Raw genomic sequence first — 18,067 nt, 5'->3', positions numbered from 1 at the left:
GGAAGCACATGAAAACGCATGCGCAAGCGGTTGTAATCGGCGGTGGCCTAGCCGGCTGTTCAATTCTGTATCATCTCGCCAAGTTGGGTTGGACCGATGTGGTCCTGCTAGAGCGGGACGAACTGACCAGCGGCTCGACCTGGCACGCGGCGGCCAACATTCATGGGCTGCATGACAACAACAATATCACCCGCATCCAGCACTATACGATGAATCTGTATATAGAGCTGGAACAGGAAACCGGTCAAAGCTGCGGTGTGTTCCAGCCAGGTTCGCTCTATTTAGCGCAAACCGAAGAACGTGAGCATCAGCTGCGCCTGCAGGAAGCCAAGGCTAAATTTTATGGTTTGAACTTCCACGAGGTCAGTCGCGAGCAGGCCAAGGAACTGCACCCGCTGGCGCAGTTCGACGATATCCGCTGCATCATGTATGAACCCGATGGCGGCAATGTGGATCCCTCGGGCGTGCCCCACGCCTATGCTGCCGGTGCCCGCGCCATGGGAGCAACCATAGAACGGTTCTGTCCGGTGCTAGGTACGGATCAGCAACCCGACGGGTCTTGGATCGTGCGTACCGCAAAGGGCGATATTCACACGCAATGGGTGGTGAATGCCGCTGGTCTTTGGGGCCGCGAAGTTGCGGCGCTGGCGGGGCTGACTCTGCCGTTGCAACCGACCGAGCACCAGTACTTCGTGACTGAATCCATCGAAGAAGTTGCCAATCTGGGCCGTCGCCTTCCGTCAATTGCAGACCGGGATGGCGAGTACTATTTCCGTCAGGAAGGCAACGGATTGCTCATCGGGGCCTATGAGAAGGACATGAAGTTCTGGGCCGAGGACGGTACGCCGCTGGACTTTGCCCATGACCTGTTCCCCGACGATTTGGATCGGATCATGGAAAACGTGATCCGCGCTACCGAACGTGTGCCAGTTGCCGCCACCGCAGGGGTCAAACGGGTGATCAACGGGCCGATGATCTGGTCTCCGGATTCCAGCGCCTTGTGGGGTCCGGTGCCCGAACTGAAGAACTATTTCCTCTGCGGCGGACTGATCCCGGGTTTCTCGCAATCGGGTGGTCTGGGCCTGCTGGCGGCGCAGTGGATGATCGAGGGCGAGCCGCAATACGACATGTTTGCATGGGATCTGGCCCGCTTCGGCGACTGGGCCGACAAAAAATTCACCAAGGCACGGGTTGAGGACCAGTATACCCACCGTTTTGCCATCCACTTCCCGAACGAGGAGCGTAGTGCAGGTCGCCCCGCCCGAGTCCGCCCTGCCTTTGAAATGCAGAAAGACATGGGCTGTGTCTTTGGTCTGAACTGCGGCTGGGAGCATCCCCTATGGTTCGCCGATCAGCCCGGCGTGCAGGAAACCAACGGCTTCACACGCCAGAACTGGTGGGAGCCGGTGGGACGTGAGGTACAGATGCTGCGGGAGAATGTGGGCGTCATCGACATATCGAATTTTGCGAACTACATCATCAAAGGACCCGGTGCGCAAGATTGGCTGGATCACTTGGTCGCCAACCGCGTACCGACCGTGATCGGGCGGTCTTGCCTGACGCCGCTGATCTCTGTCCGTGGCGGCGTGGCTGGAGATTTCACCATAACCAAGGTGGCCGATGACGAATACATGATGATCGGATCGGGCATGGCCGAGCGCTATCATCAACGCTTTTTCAACATGATCGACCTGCCAAAGGACACAACCTTCGAAGTCGCCACCGACCGCATAGCAGGGTTCAACGTCGCCGGTCCGAAAGCGCGTGACCTGCTGCAGCGGCTGACCAATGCAGACCTGTCGAACGAGGCGTTCCGCTTTATGCGCTCGGCCACAATCGAGGTTGCAGGTGTCACCTGTCTGGCCATCCGCGTCAGCTTTACCGGCGATCTAGGGTGGGAGTTGCACTGCGCCGAAGAAGATCAGACCCGCCTGTACGCTGCGCTGCTGGATGCGGCCAAGCTGCTGGATGGCGGCCCCGTTGGCGGCCGCGCGCTGGGGTCGTTGCGGATCGAAAAAGGTTATGGCTCATGGGGCCGTGAGTATTCGCAGGAATACTGGCCGCAAGAGGTCGGGCTGGCGGACCTGATCAAGCTGGACAAGGATTTCCTGCACAAGGATGCGTATCTGTCGGTCAAGGACAACGCCGCGCGCGAAGTGCTGTCAATCTTCGAGGTCGAAGTCTCCGAGGATGCCGACGCTACCGGCGGTGAGCCGATTTTTACCCCGGATGGTACCCCGGTTGGCCGCGTGACATCCGGTGCATACGGCTATTCGGTCGGCAAATCGCTAGCGCTTGGCTATATAAACCCTGGGTTCGCGCAACCTGGTGATACGGTCGAAGTGTTCATCCTTGGCAAGCCCCATAAAGCGAAAATCCTGTCCGAGCCTCCTTTTGACCCGGATGGAAACCGCCTGCGTGATGTTAAACCGGCACTGGAAGGGGCTGCCTGAGAAGCCCCGTTGCAGGTCAGCGGTTCATGCTGGCGGCGGCGTTTAGCAGCCAGTCCTGAAACAGCCTGACCGACGGTGAAACGGGTTTTTCCTTGAGACGCACGAAATAGGCCCAGGGGCTGTCCAAATCGAATTCGAACGGTTCGATCAGCAGCCCCCGGTCCACATAAGACCCGGCCAAAGAGCGGGGCAGAGCGACGCAGCCCAACGACTTCGCCGCCATCTCCATTGCCAGATTTGAAGCGTTGGTCCGCAGCCCTTCCTTCTGGTTCAGGTCTGCCAGATCAAAATGGCGTGCGACCCGTTCCCAATAAGCTGGACGACCCAGAATATGGATCAGAGGTGCCTCTTGCAGTTGCGCCGGATCGGTCAGCTGCGCGCCATTGACTGTGAATTCGGGCGCGCACACGACCGCAAGCTTTTCGGCCCACAGCTGCCGCGCGCCCACCGTCACATCGTCAATATGATTGACCGTTATCGAAATGTCCGAGACGTTCGGCTCGACATCAATCCAGACGGTGCCGTGTACCGTCAGGTCGATATCCGGGTGCTGGTCGCTAAAGCCCCGGATTACGTCTGGTAGCCAATTCTCGGCCAGGCTGACCGGGCAAGACACGACGACTTTGCGGGTGTGTGACCGCTGGATGACCGATTGTGTGGCCACGTCAATCTCATGCAGAGCATGCCGCACTGAAGGCAGATACGCCTCGCCCACGTCGGTCAGCGACAATGACCGGGCATGGCGCACGAACAGAGGCCGCTGCAAAAACTCTTCGAGCGAACGCACATGGTTGCTGACGGCCGATTGGGTGCAGTTCAGCTCATCTGCCGCGCTGGTAAAGCTGAGGTACCGGGCGGCGGCCTCGAAGGATCGCAGGAAGATCAGGTGGGGCAGGTTCATCATGGCGACATATTCCTGGGCGGGCGGATGGGTGGTGCGCCGGGAATCCTGTTTCGCGGCGGGAATTGATCTGGTTCATATGCTACAATGGAGCGGAGCCAAAGCTACAAATTTTCCGGGGCCATTGCCCTCGTATTGTTTTCGTGCTGCGATGGGCAAACACACTTAGGTTTTGGCCGAACCCGAAACCTCATCTGTAGGGCATCGTGACCAACACATTTCAAACTATCGCAAAGTTTGCGCTAAATCGAAGGGTGCAGGATTTCCCCGACAGCGCGCTCGAAGCGGCAGCACTGATGCTGCTGGACACGATGGGGATCACCATCGGGTCCGGACCGATGCAGGCCGGTCAGATCGCGCGTGACAGCGCAGTGGCGCTTTACGGTGCGGGCGATCCGGGCCTCAGCGCACGGATGCTGTTCGATGGCCGCAAGGTTAGCGTTGCCGGCGCGGCTTATGCCGCTGCGACTCAGACCGATAATCTGGATGGCCATGACGGCTATAACCCCACCAAGGGCCATATCGGTGTTGCCGTTGTGCCGGTTCTGGCGGCTTTGGCGGAAACGGTCGCGGATTTTTCCGGCCCCGAGGCGTTGGCGACCGTAACTATTGGATACGAAATCGCCGGGCGCGCCGGGATTTCGTTGCATGACACAGTCAGCGACTACCACACTTCCGGCGCATGGAACGCGTTGGGAGTTGTGGCCGTTGCCGCCCGTCTGCGCGGGCTGAGCGCGGAACAGATGCGGCAGGCCATGGGCATCGCCGAATATCACGGGCCGCGCAGTCAAATGATGCGCGAGATTGCCAACCCCACCATGCTGCATGACGGCTCGGGCTGGGGCGCGCTGGTGGGTGTATCCTCGGCAGTGCTGGCCGAGAAGGGATTTACCGGCGCGCCGGCGATCACCATAGAGGCGGATGAGGTCGCGCATCACTGGCGGGATCTGGGCAGCTTCTGGCAGATGGAACATCAATATGTGAAGCCCTATCCGATCTGTCGTTGGGCCCATGCAGCGATCGACGCCACCAGGGCGCTGATGCGTGAATATGGCCTGTCTCATCAGGACATTGCCGCGATTCAGGTGAACACTTTCCACGAAAGTGCCTGCCTGTTTCAGGGTATGCCGGATGACACTTCGAAGGCGCAGTATTCGCTGCCCTTCGCTGTGGCGACGATGGTGGCGCACGGCCGTATCGGGGTCGAGCATATCACCGGCGCGGGCCTCTCCGATCCGCTGGTCGCGGCGATTGTCGACCGTATCTCGGTGGCCGAGACCGCGCGCCATTCCGCCCGATTTCCTCAAAGCCGCGTTGCTGATGTCGTCATGACCTTGACGGATGGGCGGGAACTGGCGTCGGGCGACGTCCACGCGCGCGGCGGGCCCGAGGCACCCATGGACCGTGACGAAGTGATTGCCAAGTTCATGGAGTTCGCCACTCCACCGCTGGGGGTCAGCCGTGCCGCCGCCATACGCGACGCGGTTCTGGGGTTGCAGTCGCCGGACGCCAAATTCTCGGATCTCGGCGCGCTGATTTATGACGCCGCTGACAACCGCTGAAATCAGGACAACAAAAATGCCGCTAAGGCTGCTGAAATACGGGCTATCCGCCGATTACCCTGTCACCGGAGACATTCCGGCCACGCCAGAGCTTAAATCCAGTTACGATGTGGTCATCGTAGGTGGTGGCGGCCACGGAATGGCCTGTGCCCACTACCTATCAAAGTATCACGGCATCACCAATGTGGCTGTGCTGGAAAAGGGTTATCTGGCGGGCGGCAACACCGCGCGGAACACCACTACCATCCGCTCGAACTACATCACCAAAGAGGGCATCGCGTTCTACAAGGAAGGTGTGCAGCTTTACGGGGAGATGAGCGAAGAGCTGGATTTCAACGTCATGTTCAGCCAGCGCGGTCAACTGACGCTGGCCCATACCGAGGCGACGATACGCTCGTTCCATCTGCGGGCCGAGATGGGTAAACACGCGGGCACCCGGATTGAGGTCGTTGATGCGCAGACGGTCAAGGACCTGTCCCCGCATCTGAATATGGATGAGGGCGGGCCGTTGGAAATCATCGGCGGATTGTGGCACGCCGATGGAGGCACTGCGCGGCATGATGCGGTGGCCTGGGGCTATGCAGCGCAAGCCAGTAGGCGCGGGGTGGAAATTCATCAACGTACCGAGGTTGAAGGGTTCGACGCTGCCGGCGGCAAGATCACAAAAGTGCGCACCAATCGCGGTGATATCAGTGCCGGGCAGGTGATGATTGCTGTCGGGGGCATGAACTACGATATGGCGATGAAAGCCGGGGTAGAATTGCCGATCCGTTGCTATCCGTTGCAGGCGATGGTCTCGCAGCCGCTGAAACCGTGGCTGCACACGCTGGTCAGTTCGGTCAGCCTGCACACCTATCTGGTGCAGTCATCGCGAGGCGAGATCGTGATCGGCGGTGGCTCGGACCCTTATCAGCTGTATTCCACCCGCTCGACACTGGACATGAAAGAACATCTGGCCGAAGGCGCGGTACATTTGTTCCCGTTCCTGCACGGGGTGCGTCTGCTGCGACAATGGGCCGGGATTACCGACATGACGCCCGATTACTCACCCATCATGGGTGCCAGCCCATTGTCCAACCTATGGCTAGATTGCGGTTGGGGCACCTGGGGGTTCAAAGCTACTCCGGTGGCGGGCAAGTACATGGCGCAGTCCATCGCCAACCAGAAGGTCGCGCCGATACTCGAACCCTTCACAATGGAGCGTTTCGCCACCTTTGATCTGCTCAATGAAATGGGCGCAACTGCCGCGAGCCACTGACATGAAGATCCTGATCTGCCCGATGAACGGGCCCCGCAATATTAATGAATTCCAGAGCTTCGGCCCCCTGCGCGCCAACCCCGACCCGGATGCAACCAGCGATCAGGACTGGGCGCGTCACCTGTTCCGCGCCGACAATTCACGCGGAACGCTGGTGGAATGGTGGCGGCACGTGCCCTCGAACTATTTCTTTCTGGCCGAGCGCAACGCCACCACGAACGAGGTGATCCGCACTTTTGACCCCTCAGAGCTGGAGCAAAGGTGATGGCCCGACTTCCCGCACCCTGGGGCAACAGGATCGATCGAGATGCGACGGTATCGTTCAGCTTTGAAGGGCAGGCGTTTCAGGGATACGAAGGTGATGTGATCGCCTCGGCTTTGGCCGGGCAGGGGAAGTGGATGCTGTCGCGCTCGTTCAAATACCACCGACCGCGCGGTGCGATGTCGATGGCGGGCACCGAGGCCGATACGCTGGTGCAACTGCCCTCGGACCCGAACGTGCAGGCCGACCGGCATCCGATTTCGGCAGGGCTGCAAGTTATGGCGCAGAACGTCAACGGATCACTGGCGCGAGACCGCGACGCATTCATGGACAAGCTGGGGCGATTCATGCCGGTGGGGTTCTATTATCGCACCTTCATGGGCCCGACGCGCAATAGCTGGCTGAAACTGTGGGAGCCGTTGATCCGCAAGAAGGCGGGGCTGGGCGTTCTGGATATCAACGCACCGAATGAAGACTACGAAAAGGCCAACCTGTTTTGTGACCTGCTGGTCGTCGGCGCGGGGCTGGCCGGGTTGACCGCTGCCATCGAAGCCGCCGAAGCCGGGGCTGACGTCATCCTGGCCGAGCAGGAGCCGGTATTGGGCGGCGCGCTGACCTATGGCCGCGATGTCGACAGGCTGTCCGACCTACTGGCGAACGTGCAAAGTCTGCCGAACCTTCGCATCATGACCGATACAGTGGTGAACGGCTGGTTCGAGGACAACTGGCTGTCGCTGATCCGGGGCAACAAGCTGTTCAAGACGCGCGCGCGCGAGGTTCTGCTGGCCACCGGCTGCATCGAACAGCCTGCGATCTTCCGAAACAATGACCTGCCGGGCATCTTGCTGGGCACTGGCGCGCAACGGCTTATGCGGCACTATGGTGTGAAACCGGGCAAGCGCGCGGTGGTACTGGCCGCCAATCTCGACGGTTATCGGGTGGCGCAGGATCTGTTGGACGCAGGCGTAGAACTGGCGGCGGTGGTTGATCCGCGCCCTGGCGGCAGCGGCGGCGAGCTTGGCCAGCAACTGTCAACAAGGGGGACGCGTGTCATTCACGGCACCGTGGGCGAGGCGCGTGGCAAGACCCATGTCGCGGGTGTAAAGGTCGGCGGCGACTGGCTGGATTGCGATCTGTTGGTGATTTCGGTCGGCTATACGCCAATGTGGCAACTGCCCTGTCATGCTGGCGCGAAACTTGGGTACAATGAAACGGCGGCGCGGTTTTCCCTGTCTCTGCCAGACGCTCCGCTGGGCATTGCCGGGGGTGTTGCCGGGGTCTTTGCGCCTGATGCGGTGGTGGCCGATGCGCAACGCGCGGCACAGACGGCGTTGACTCGTCTGGGGCTGCCAACCCGCGACATCGCGCAGGTCGAAGATGTCGAGGCTTCGTTGACGAATTTCGAACCGGCAATCGCCGGGCATCCCAAGGGCAAGGATTTTGTCGACCGGGACGAGGATATTCAGATCAAGGACCTGCAAAACGCGGTTAAGGAAGGCTATCGCGAGCTGGAGCTGATCAAGCGCTTTACCACAGTTGGTATGGGGCCGTCACAAGGGCGGCACTCGGCGCTGGCCACCGCCCGGGTGGTGGCCAAGGCGACCGACCGCACAATCGGGCAGATCGGCGTGACTACCGCCCGTCCGCCCTTTGGCCCCGAAACGCTGGGCGTGCTGTCTGGTCATCATCACCCGGCAGACAGGCGCACCGCGCTGCATCACGAACATATCCGGTTGGGGGCGGACATGCGCCCGGTCGGAGCGTGGTGGCGGCCTTATTTCTACGGCCCCAAACAAGACGCCAAGCGCCTTATCGAAGAAGAGGTGCATGCGGTGCGCAATGGGGTCGGCGTGCTGGATGTTTCAACTCTGGGCGGGCTCGAGGTGCGTGGCCCGGATGCGGGCGAATTCCTCAACCGCATTTACACCATGGCCTATAAAAAGCAGCCTGTGGGCCGTTGCCGGTACTGCCTGATGACAAACGAAATGGGCACGGTGATCGACGATGGCGTGGCGTATCGGCTGGCCGAGGATCTGTTCTATGTCACCGCCACCACCGGGGCCGTGGCGCGGGTTTATTCGGATATGTTGTTCTGGAATGCGCAGTGGCGGTTGGATGTGGATGTGCTGCACGTCACCTCGGCCTTCTCGGGCTTCAACATTACCGGTCCCAAGGCGCGCTCCGTGGTCGAGGCGCTGGACAGCGATATCGATTTCTCGCGCGATAGCTTTGCCTATCTCGACGGGCGCAGCGGCATGGTGGCCGGGGTGCCAGTGCGCGCCATGCGGATTGGGTTCACCGGCGAGTTGAGCTACGAGCTGCACTGCCCCACCAGCTATGCCCACACCCTGTGGGATGCGGTGATGGCGGCGGGTCACGCGCACGAGTTGCGCCCTTACGGGCTGGAAGCCAGCCGGATTCTGCGGTTGGAGAAAGGCCATATCCTGATTGGTCAGGACACCGACGCGCTGACCTCGCCGGATGAGCTGGGGTTCGAATGGGCGATCTCGAAGACCAAGCCGTTTTTCGTGGGCAAGCGCTCAACCGAGATGCGCCGAAACAAAGGCCTGCCGCGCAAGCTGGTCGGGCTGACATTCGACGGGCCAGATGTACCGGGGGAAAGCTGTCTGGTACTGAGGGACGATGTACCGGTGGGGCATGTGACCTCGGTCCTGTGGTCGCCGACGCTGAACACCCATATCGCGCTGGCATATGTGCATGGCGATGACGCTACGCAAGGATCGCAGGTCACGGTGAAGTGCCGCAATGGCAAGCGCGTCGTTACAACTGTGCGCGGCCACACCTTCTTTGATCCTGAAAACAAACGGCAGGAGGTGTGATGATGCGAACCTATCCGCTTGACCCAAAGGGCGCTGCTGAAGGCACACCGCTGGTTTCCGGGCAGATTTTCCTGCAGGACCTGACCCATACGCCGCGTTTTGGCCTCAAGGGCCGAGGCACCGTGGCGTTTTTGCAATCGCGGGGCCTGAAGGTGCCAGACGTCAACGAAACCGCCGATGGCCTTCTGCGTCTGGGTCAGGAAGAGGTGGTGGTACTGGATGCGCCTGCCGACCTGTATGCCCGGTGGCAGGTCGCCGCCACGCCAAAGGGCTATTATTCCTGGCGCGAGGAAACCTGGGCCATGATGCACCTGACCGGCCCGCGCCTGTTCGATCTGCTGGCCAAGATTTGCCCGGTCGACCTGTCGCCCGGTGCCTTTCCAGTGGGAAAGATCGCCCAGACCCGCGTGGGCTATGTCGAGGCAATCACATGGCGCAACGACCGCAAAGGTGTGGGGTTCGATGTCCTTTTCGACGTCGCCGCCACTGCTTTTTTCGCCAACGCGGTAGCCATTGCCAGCGCCGAGTTCCAACCGGAGGTACCCGCATGAAATCCCCCACCGTGATCTTGCACACCGATAACCCCGACGCTGCCCGTGCGGTTCTTGCTGAAGGTCATCCCGATCTGCCGATCCACACCTGCGACAGCTACGAGGCGCTCACGGGTTTGATCGAGGATACAGGGGCTGAAGTTGTCTATTCCGTTCGCTTTGCGGGCACCCCCGGCTTTCCACGCGCAGCACTGGTCGAGAACCCGCAAATCAAATGGGCTTCGGTCGGCGGCTCAGGTACCGATCACCTGAACCCTTGGAACCCTGATGAGGTAACGGTGACAAATGCCGCCGGGGTCGCCGCCGATATGATGGCACAATATGCGCTGGGGGCGATGCTGCATTTCACGCTGGATTTCCCGGGCTTTCGTGCCGCGCAGGCGCGGCGGGACTGGATCGGCGGCAAAGTCGAGCCCATCGACAGCAAGACGGTGCTGATCATCGGCCTTGGCAAAACAGGAGAGGCTGTTGCGGCACGAGCCAAAGCTATGGGGCTGAACACAATCGGTGTACGGGCCCGCCCGAAACCGACCCCCAACGTGGACGAGGTACACGGGATGGAGGCTTTGCCTGATCTCTGGCCACGCGCTGACTTTATCGTCGTTTGCGTACCACTGCTGGACAGCACGCGCGGTCTGGTCGGGGCGGAGGCTTTTGCCGCCATGAAACCGACGACGGTGATAATCGACGTCTCGCGAGGTGGGGTAATTGACGAAGCACCTCTACTGGCCGCGCTGGAACAGAACCGGATCAGAGGCGCGGCGCTGGACGTGTTCGTTACCGAACCGCTGCCTCAGGGGCACAGGTTCTGGGAACTGGACAACGTGATCGTCACACCGCACTGCAGCTCGGTCTATGACGGCTGGGATCTGAAATCGGTCCGCATGTTTTCCGAGAACCTGATGCGCTATCGCAAGGGCGAGGTGCTGAACAACATCGTAAATCCACAACGGGGATACTAGGTCAATGGCACGAGACAGACGCAGCGGCGGGCGACGCGGCAAATCCGGGCGCGCGGCGGCGGGAATCGAACAGCTGCCCTGGCAACAGGTGCGCAACAGCTATCCGCCGTTCGAGCTGTTGAACCCTGAACAGATGGATCAGCTGCATACAACCTCGATGCGCATTCTGTCCGAGGCCGGAATCCGGGTGATGGGCGACAATGTTATGGACATTTTCGAACGCGCGGGGGCCATCGTAGACCGCGACACCAAGACCATCCGTATGGACGAAACCATTGTCGCCGAAGCGTTGAAAACGGTGCCCTCGGAATTCACGCTGACCTCTCGCAACCGCGCGAAACAGATTACGCTGGGCGGCGATCATGTGAATTTTGGTTTGGTTGCCGGGCCGCCGAACGTACATGACTGTATCAATGGCCGCCGTCAGGGTAATTACGATGACTATTGCAACTTCATCCGGTTGGCGCATCACTTCAACGCTATCCATCTGATCGGCAATCAGGTGATGGCCCCGATCGAAATGCCCGCCAACAACCGCCATCTGGACACCTACAACGCCAACCTGAGCTATAGCGACCTGAGCTTTCACTGCACCGCTATCGGGCGCGGGCGGGCGATGGATGGCATCAACATGATGGCGATTTCGCGCGGTCAGAAACCTGAGGACATGCGCGGCGATCCGGGAGTGATCACAATCATTTCGGTGAACTCTCCACGCCTGTTCGACGATGCCATGGGTGACGGCCTGATCGCGATGGCCGAGTATGGTCAACCTGTGACGGTCACGCCATTCACTCTGATGGGGGCAATGACACCGGTCACGCTGCCTGCCGCGCTGGCGCAACAGAACGCCGAGGCGCTGTTCGGTGTGGTGCTGACGCAGTTGGTCAGCCCGGGAGCGCCTGTCATGTATGGCTCGTTCACCTCGAATGTGGACATGAAATCTGGGGCTCCGGCCTTTGGTACACCGGAGAATGCCAAGGCGAATATTGTCGGCGGGCAGTTGGCGCGGCGCTATGGCATTCCGTACCGGACATCGAATGCAAATGCGTCCAACGTGGTGGATTTGCAGGCGGCATACGAAACGATGATGGCCACCTGGGGCGCGGTTCTGGGAGGGGCTAATATCGTCTATCATGCCGCCGGCTGGCTTGAGGGCGGGCTGACCGCATCTTACGAGAAATTCGTTATGGATATCGAGATCATCCAGAACATGATGGAATTCCTCAAACCGATGAAATTTAACACGGATGAACTGGGCCTGGACACCATCAAATCGGTGCCCACTGGCGGCCATTTCTTTGGCGTCGATCACACGATGGAACGCTATGAAACCGCGTTCTACAAACCGATGCTGTCCGACTGGCAGAACTATGAAAACTGGGAGGCGGCCGGAGCCAAGGACGCCCTGCAACGCGCCACCGAGGTTTGGCAGCAGGTGCTACGCGAGTATCAGATGCCCGAGATGGATCCCTCCGTGCGTGAGGAGCTGGATGCCTATATCGCCAAACGCAAGGAAGAGATCGGCAGCGGCGAACCCTGATGGAATATCGGGGCAAGGGGGTCGACCGCTGCCCCGGTTCGGTTACAGCAGATCGAACAACCGGCCCGGCAGCGCCTCGTGGCGTGGCAGACCCAGCGCCCGCATCAGGCAGAACATCATCGCCTGATTTGAGGTCACTACCGGCTTGTCCAGCGTGTCCTCGATCCGCGCGACCGCCTCGACCGCGCGCATGTCAGTACAGCTGAGCACGATGGCCTGCGCGTCCGGATGGTCGGCCTGACAGGCGAGGTCATAAACTTCGTCCGGGGTCAGCTCTCCCTGCCCGTAATTGCCCAGTTCGCGGCCCACATCAGCGCAACGCACGGTTTCGATACCGTTTGCGGCCATGAAATCCATCGCCTGCGTGTTGATCTCGCCCAGATAGGGCGAGGAAAAGCCCACTTTCGTTGCCCCAAGCGCCTGAATGGCGACGATCAGCGATCCGGCGGCGGTCAGCGATTGCGCCCCCGATCCGGCCTTGATCTGTTGCGCCAGATCGGCGTCGAAAGACGGCCCATGGGTCAGTGTGGCCGAGGTGCAACCATACAGCACCACATCCGGCCGCACGCCCGAGATCATCCGCAGATCGTGGCTGATGTCCGAGGCCCCAAGCCCCGCCATCTGGTCAGAACCGGGGATTTCATCCACGTCATAACCACCCATGCGCTGGAAATGCACGGTGGTGTCCGGGCAGCGCATCAAGGCCATGTCGGCCTCGAGGTTGGTGTTGGTGAAGGGCACCAGCACTCCGATCTTGGCCCGGGTACGCGTTTCGTGGCTCATGACGTTACCTTTCTCAGAACGGCCAGACAGCGATCCATCACCGGCGTGTCGCAGATCGTGGCGCGCAGGCAGTCGGACAGACCATAGCCGCCCATACCGCGCATCAGCAGTTTCTCGGCCCGTAGCGCGGCGTCGGCCTGTTGCGCCTGCTCGGTCGAGGCAAAGTGGATCAGCACGAAATTGGTGTGGCTATCCGGCACGATCAGCCCCAGATCGCGGCAGTCCTGCGCGAACCGATCGCGAATGGTTGCCGTTTTCGCGACCACGTCCCGCATATGCACCTGATCGCGCATCGCTGCCGCTGCCGCAGCCTGCGAGGCAATCGAGATGTTGTTGGGGTTCAACAGCTTGCGCAGCTCTCTGGCGATGTCGGTGGGGAAATAGCCCCACCCGGCGCGTGCCCCGGCCAGCCCGTAAGCCTTGGAGAAGGTGCGCGTGATAACGGTATCTCCCCGGTCCGCCAGCCCGAAAACCTCAGTCGGATCGTTGGCGGCATCGGCGAACTCGGCATAGGCCTGATCGACCACCAGCAGCACGTCGCCGGGTAGCGCGTTGCGCAGGCGCAGGATCTCGGAATTCGGGATCAGGGTGCCGGTGGGATTGCCCGGATTACAGACAAACACGATACGGGTCGCCGGGGTGACGGCGGCCAGAACCGCGTCGACGGATACGGTCAGATCGACCTCGGGCGCGGCGACGTATTTGGCCTGCGCCTGCGCCGTGGCCGAGGCCACGAAGGCATAGCCATACTGCGTGCCCAGCACGTGATCGCCGGGCCCGGCAAAGGCGCGGATCAGGCAGCCGATCAGCTCCATCGAGCCCGCGCCACACAGCACCCGCGCCGGGTCGACCCCGTGTACCCCGGCAATGGCCGCGCGCATGTCGGGCCATTCGGGATCGGGGTAGAGCGTCAGATCAGCCAGCGCTGCCTGCCCGGCCGCCACGGCGGACGGACTGGCCGGAAAGGCGCTTTCGTTCTGCGCCAGCGAGATGGTGCCTTCACCACCCAGATCGGCCAGCGCATAGGCGCCCATGGCGCCGACATGAGAAACCGGACGGATCATGCGTCACCTCCGTAGGCTTTGGCGCCCTCGGCGCTGACCAGACCGCGTTTGAGGTCCAGCGCCAGCGAGTCCCGATCACGGTCTGCCGGGTCGCCGAAACCGCCGCCGCCCGGGGTGTCGAAGATCAGGTAATCGCCACCTTCGACCCGCAGCTCTCCCTTGCCGGGAAAGTCGCTGTCGCCATCACGGAACCGGATGCGCCCCGGCGCGCCGGGCTGACCGCCCATGCGGCCCAGGGCGGGGAATTTCAGCCGCTCGACCGACAGGAACACGATGAAGGGTGCGCCGTTGGCCGATGTCATCTCGATCCGCTGCCCAAGCCCGCCGCGATACTTGCCCGCGCCACCGGAATCCGCGCGCAACTCGCGTCGCCAGATGGTCACCGGCGCGACGCTTTCGGTGATCTCCACCTGCGAACCGAACACGCCCGAGGGGTAGGCGGTGGCTGACAGACCATCCGCATGCGGCCGTGCACCGGTGCCGCCATTATGTACCGGTTCCACTGCGAATTCGCGCCCACCGTCGCGGGCCACCTCGGGGGCGTGGCGCATGGGCAGGTCGAACATGCAGCTTGCGCCCTCGGCGGGCACTGCATCAGGCAGTGCCTGATGCAGACATCCCAGCACCAGATCGGGTGTCACCTGACCCAGCGTGTGCCGCATCGCGACCGGCACCGGGCGCTGTGCGTTAAGGATGCAGCCCTTGGGGCCGTCGACGGTGAACGGCTCCAGCGATCCGGCATTGTTGGGGATGTCCGAGCCGACGATGCAGCGCAGCGCGAACACCGTATAGGCGGTGGCATAGTTCAGCGGCACGTTGATGCCCTTGCGCGAACAGCCCGAGGTGCCGGTGAAATCCACATGCATCCCCGATTTACTGACGGTCAGCGCGGCGTGCAGTTCCAGCTCATTCTCATAGCCGTCCATTTTCAGGACGTTTTTGTAGATACCTTTGGGCACCTCGGCGATGGCCTCAAGCGTGCCACGGCGCGAAGTGTCGATGATATAGGACCCCAGCGCATCCAGATCGGTCAGGCCGAACTCTTCCATCATCGAAACCAGCCGGTTCACCCCGGCCTCGCAACAGGCGATCAGGGCATAGATGTCACCCTCGTTGGCGATGGGCTCGCGGCTGTTGGCGCGGATGATGTCCAGCAGCAGCGCGTTTGGGGTGCCTTCCTCGACCAGTTTGCAGGGCGGAATCAGCAGCCCTTCGTCATAGATGTCGGAGCCTTCGGGGCCCATGCCCAGACCACCCAGATCAACTAGATGCGAGGTGCACGAGGTAAAGCCCACCACCTTGCCATCCTTGAACGCGGGCATCATCAACAGGAAGTCGTTCAGATGCCCCGAGGCCAGCCACGGATCGTTGGTCATGTAGATATCGCCCGGTTTCATGGTCTGAACCGGGAAGGCGGCGCGCAGATGCTGCACCGCTTCGGCCATGGTGTTAATATGGCCCGGCGTGCCGGTTACCGCCTGTGCCAGCATCCGACCATTGACGTCGAAAATCCCGGCTGAGATATCGCCGCACTCACGCACGATGGGGGAGAAGGCGGCGCGTATCAGGGTCTGGCCTTGTTCTTCGACCACCGCCAGCAGACGGTTCCACATCACTTGCAGGCGGGCGGGGGAAAGATCGGTCGTCATCATGCGCCTCCTTTCTGGTCCTGAACCAGGACGAGGTTTCCTATGGCATCCACATGGGCCGAGAAATCGGCCGAGACCAACGTTGTGGTCTGCGGTTCGTGGATCAGAGCGGGGCCGTGTATGTGATCGCCGGGGTTCAGGTCAGCCCGCGCCACGAATGCGGCCTGTTTCAGCGCCCCGTCCACATCGCAGGTGATCGGGCAAGTGTCGGGTGCGGTGATGGTCGTCAATGCAGGTGTTGCGGGCACTGGTGGCACGGCGCTGTCAAGGGTCGCGGCGCGCACCGCCCAGTTGAGAATCTCAATCTGCATCCCCGGCACCGGGCGTGAGAACTGCTTGCGATATTCTTCCTCAAAGGCGGTGGTCAGCGGTGCAATATCGTCTGCCGTCAGATGCCGGTCGGGCAGGGTGATCTCGATCTCGTGACCCTGACCGTTGTAGCGCATGAAGGCGGTGCGCTGGGTTTCGGTCGGGGCATCGCCCGCGCCCTGGGCAACCACGCCTTTGGCTTCGAAAATCATTGCGTCGAACAGCGCGTTGATCTCATCCATGTCCATGCTGTCCAACAACGAATAGCGCGAGCGGACGATTTCGAACGACACGGGTGCGAACAGGAAGCCCACGGCAGACCCCACGCCCGGATTGGGCGGGATTACAATGCGGCTGACCCCGGCGGATCGTGCCACCCGGCTGGCATGCAACGGCCCGTTGCCGCCAAAGGCAATCATCGTGCGTGGTCCAAGATCCTTGCCCGATTCCACCGCGTGCATCCGGCCCGCGCTGGCCATGCTTTCGTCGACGATGCGGCTGACGCCGTCGGCTGAGCCAACGGCATCGAGATCTAGTTTCGACCCGATCACCCGGCTCAGCGACTGTTTGGAGCCTTCGGGGTCCAGCTTGATATGCCCCTCGGCAAATGTGTCGGGCACGATGTAGCCCAGCGTAATGTCGCTGTCTGTCACCGTGGGCTCGGTGCCGCCGCGCATGAAGGCCACGGGTCCGGGTTCAGACCCCGCCGATTTCGGACCCACGGTCAGGCGTCCCAACCGATCCACCCCGGCGATGGAGCCACCGCCCGCGCCGATCTCGATCATCTCGATCACCGGGATGCGCACTGGCATGCCCGAGCCCTTTATGAACCGCGCGGCGCGGGCGATCTCGAACTGGCGCGAGGTCTGCGGGCGGGCCTTGTCGATCAGGCACAGCTTAGCGGTGGTGCCGCCAACGTCAAAGGACAGCACCTGATCCAGCCCGGTGCGGGCGGCGATGCGGGCGGCCAGAATGGCCCCTCCGGCGGGGCCGGATTCCACCAGCCGGATCGGAAAACGCGCGGCGGTGCGCACGGTGCACATGCCGCCGCCCGCCGTCATCATCAGGATCGGACAGGTCACGCCCTCGGCCTCGAACCGGTCGACGAAACGGGCCAGATAGGTCTGCATCAGCGGCTGGATATAAGCATTGGCAACGGTGGTGCACAGCCGGTCGAACTCGCGCGCCTCGGGGCTGACCTCGGACGAGATCGAGACGGTCAGATCGGGCCGCTTCTCAGCCAGCACATCGCGTAGGCGGCGTTCATGGGCGGGGTTGGCATAAGCGTGCATCAGGCAGATCGCTATGGCCTCTGCGCCGCTCGCGTCGATATCGGCCAGCAGTGCGTCGATGGCCGAGTCTTCGAGCTCGATCAATACCTGACCACCCGCCGACATGCGTTCGCGCACGGTCAGAGCACGCTCGCGCGGCACCAGCAGGTCAGGCTTCTCGAGGTTGATATCGTATTGCGAATAACGCCGCTCATACGCGATTTCCAGGATGTCGCGAAAGCCTTCGGTGGTCACCGTCGCCACCACCGCGCCGCGACGTTCGATCAGCGCATTGGTCGCCAGGGTGGTGCCGTGGATAAAGCCGGTCACCTGATCCAGCGTCCGGCCCGATTGCTGCATTACTCGCGCGGCCCCTTCCATGGCGCCGTCGGCAGGGTTCTGATGGGTGGTCAGGGTCTTGGTGGAGGCCAGGATTGTCTCTTCGCCAGAGACAAGGACCGTATCGGTGAAGGTGCCGCCAATATCGATGGCCAGGCGCAGCGTTTGAGTTGTCATGAGGTCTTCCGAAATTTCTGTAATCGCAGCGTAAAGCAAAAGGCCCGAGGCCCTGCTTTATGCAAGGATCACAAGATCACAGCCGGTTGCGCGGCGGTCCGTAGGATTCGGAATGTCAGTCTGTGTCATGGGCGAAATGTGCA

Annotated in this window: 13 protein-coding genes; 8 read left to right on the top strand and 5 right to left on the bottom strand. The window is 61.5% G+C overall.

What is annotated here, in order from left to right:
* Window positions 1-8 precede the first annotated feature (8 nt).
* On the top strand, window positions 9-2,453 hold the full coding sequence (locus tag ACR0L9_RS10390; RefSeq protein WP_480895579.1) for a GcvT family protein: 2,445 nt from the start codon (window positions 9-11) through the stop codon (window positions 2,451-2,453).
* Between the two features lie 16 nt (window positions 2,454-2,469).
* On the opposite strand, the gene ACR0L9_RS10385 is transcribed toward ACR0L9_RS10390, so the two are convergent.
* The gene (locus ACR0L9_RS10385) at window positions 2,470-3,357 is read right to left on the bottom strand and encodes a LysR substrate-binding domain-containing protein (protein WP_170423129.1); all 888 of its coding nucleotides are present in this window, start codon (window positions 3,355-3,357) and stop codon (window positions 2,470-2,472) included.
* Window positions 3,358-3,560: 203 nt separating this feature from the next.
* Between ACR0L9_RS10385 and ACR0L9_RS10380 the strand changes: the two genes are divergently transcribed.
* The 7 genes from ACR0L9_RS10380 to ACR0L9_RS10350 are packed head-to-tail and all read left to right on the top strand — an operon-like array spanning window position 3,561 to window position 12,332.
* Window positions 3,561-4,916, top strand: coding sequence for an MmgE/PrpD family protein (locus ACR0L9_RS10380; protein ID WP_480895578.1), 1,356 nt, complete (start codon window positions 3,561-3,563; stop codon window positions 4,914-4,916).
* Window positions 4,917-4,932: 16 nt separating this feature from the next.
* Window positions 4,933-6,174 (top strand): FAD-dependent oxidoreductase, encoded by a 1,242-nt coding sequence (locus ACR0L9_RS10375; protein WP_480895577.1) that lies wholly within the window; start codon window positions 4,933-4,935, stop codon window positions 6,172-6,174.
* A gap of 1 nt (window position 6,175) precedes the next feature.
* The gene (locus ACR0L9_RS10370) at window positions 6,176-6,439 is read left to right on the top strand and encodes a sarcosine oxidase subunit delta (protein ID WP_170407402.1); all 264 of its coding nucleotides are present in this window, start codon (window positions 6,176-6,178) and stop codon (window positions 6,437-6,439) included.
* Window positions 6,439-9,276 (top strand): 2Fe-2S iron-sulfur cluster-binding protein, encoded by a 2,838-nt coding sequence (locus ACR0L9_RS10365; RefSeq protein WP_480895576.1) that lies wholly within the window; start codon window positions 6,439-6,441, stop codon window positions 9,274-9,276. Before ACR0L9_RS10370 ends, ACR0L9_RS10365 begins: the two co-directional genes overlap by 1 nt.
* 2 nt (window positions 9,277-9,278) lie before the next feature.
* Window positions 9,279-9,827, top strand: coding sequence for an aminomethyltransferase family protein (locus tag ACR0L9_RS10360; protein WP_170423139.1), 549 nt, complete (start codon window positions 9,279-9,281; stop codon window positions 9,825-9,827).
* Window positions 9,824-10,789, top strand: a complete 966-nt coding sequence (locus tag ACR0L9_RS10355) for a D-2-hydroxyacid dehydrogenase (RefSeq protein WP_170407393.1) — start codon at window positions 9,824-9,826, stop codon at window positions 10,787-10,789. The genes ACR0L9_RS10360 and ACR0L9_RS10355 overlap by 4 nt, the downstream gene beginning before the upstream one ends.
* Before the next feature lie 4 nt (window positions 10,790-10,793).
* Complete coding sequence (locus ACR0L9_RS10350; RefSeq protein ID WP_170509326.1) at window positions 10,794-12,332, top strand: trimethylamine methyltransferase family protein; 1,539 nt, start codon at window positions 10,794-10,796, stop codon at window positions 12,330-12,332.
* Window positions 12,333-12,374: 42 nt separating this feature from the next.
* Here the strand turns inward: ACR0L9_RS10350 and ACR0L9_RS10345 are convergent, their stop codons facing one another.
* The 4 genes from ACR0L9_RS10345 to ACR0L9_RS10330 are packed head-to-tail and all read right to left on the bottom strand — an operon-like array spanning window position 12,375 to window position 17,924.
* Entirely contained in the window at window positions 12,375-13,115 is a 741-nt protein-coding gene (locus ACR0L9_RS10345; protein WP_170647024.1) for an aspartate racemase/maleate isomerase family protein, read from the bottom strand.
* Window positions 13,112-14,179 (bottom strand): pyridoxal phosphate-dependent aminotransferase, encoded by a 1,068-nt coding sequence (locus ACR0L9_RS10340; protein ID WP_480895575.1) that lies wholly within the window; start codon window positions 14,177-14,179, stop codon window positions 13,112-13,114. Before ACR0L9_RS10340 ends, ACR0L9_RS10345 begins: the two co-directional genes overlap by 4 nt.
* Window positions 14,176-15,828, bottom strand: coding sequence for a hydantoinase B/oxoprolinase family protein (locus ACR0L9_RS10335; RefSeq protein ID WP_480895574.1), 1,653 nt, complete (start codon window positions 15,826-15,828; stop codon window positions 14,176-14,178). Before ACR0L9_RS10335 ends, ACR0L9_RS10340 begins: the two co-directional genes overlap by 4 nt.
* Window positions 15,828-17,924 (bottom strand): hydantoinase/oxoprolinase family protein, encoded by a 2,097-nt coding sequence (locus ACR0L9_RS10330; protein ID WP_480895573.1) that lies wholly within the window; start codon window positions 17,922-17,924, stop codon window positions 15,828-15,830. The genes ACR0L9_RS10335 and ACR0L9_RS10330 overlap by 1 nt, the downstream gene beginning before the upstream one ends.
* Window positions 17,925-18,067: the final 143 nt, after the last annotated feature.

The sequence above is a fragment of the Ruegeria sp. I3 genome (assembly GCF_056532525.1).
This window is presented reverse-complemented; position numbering and strand designations above follow the sequence as displayed.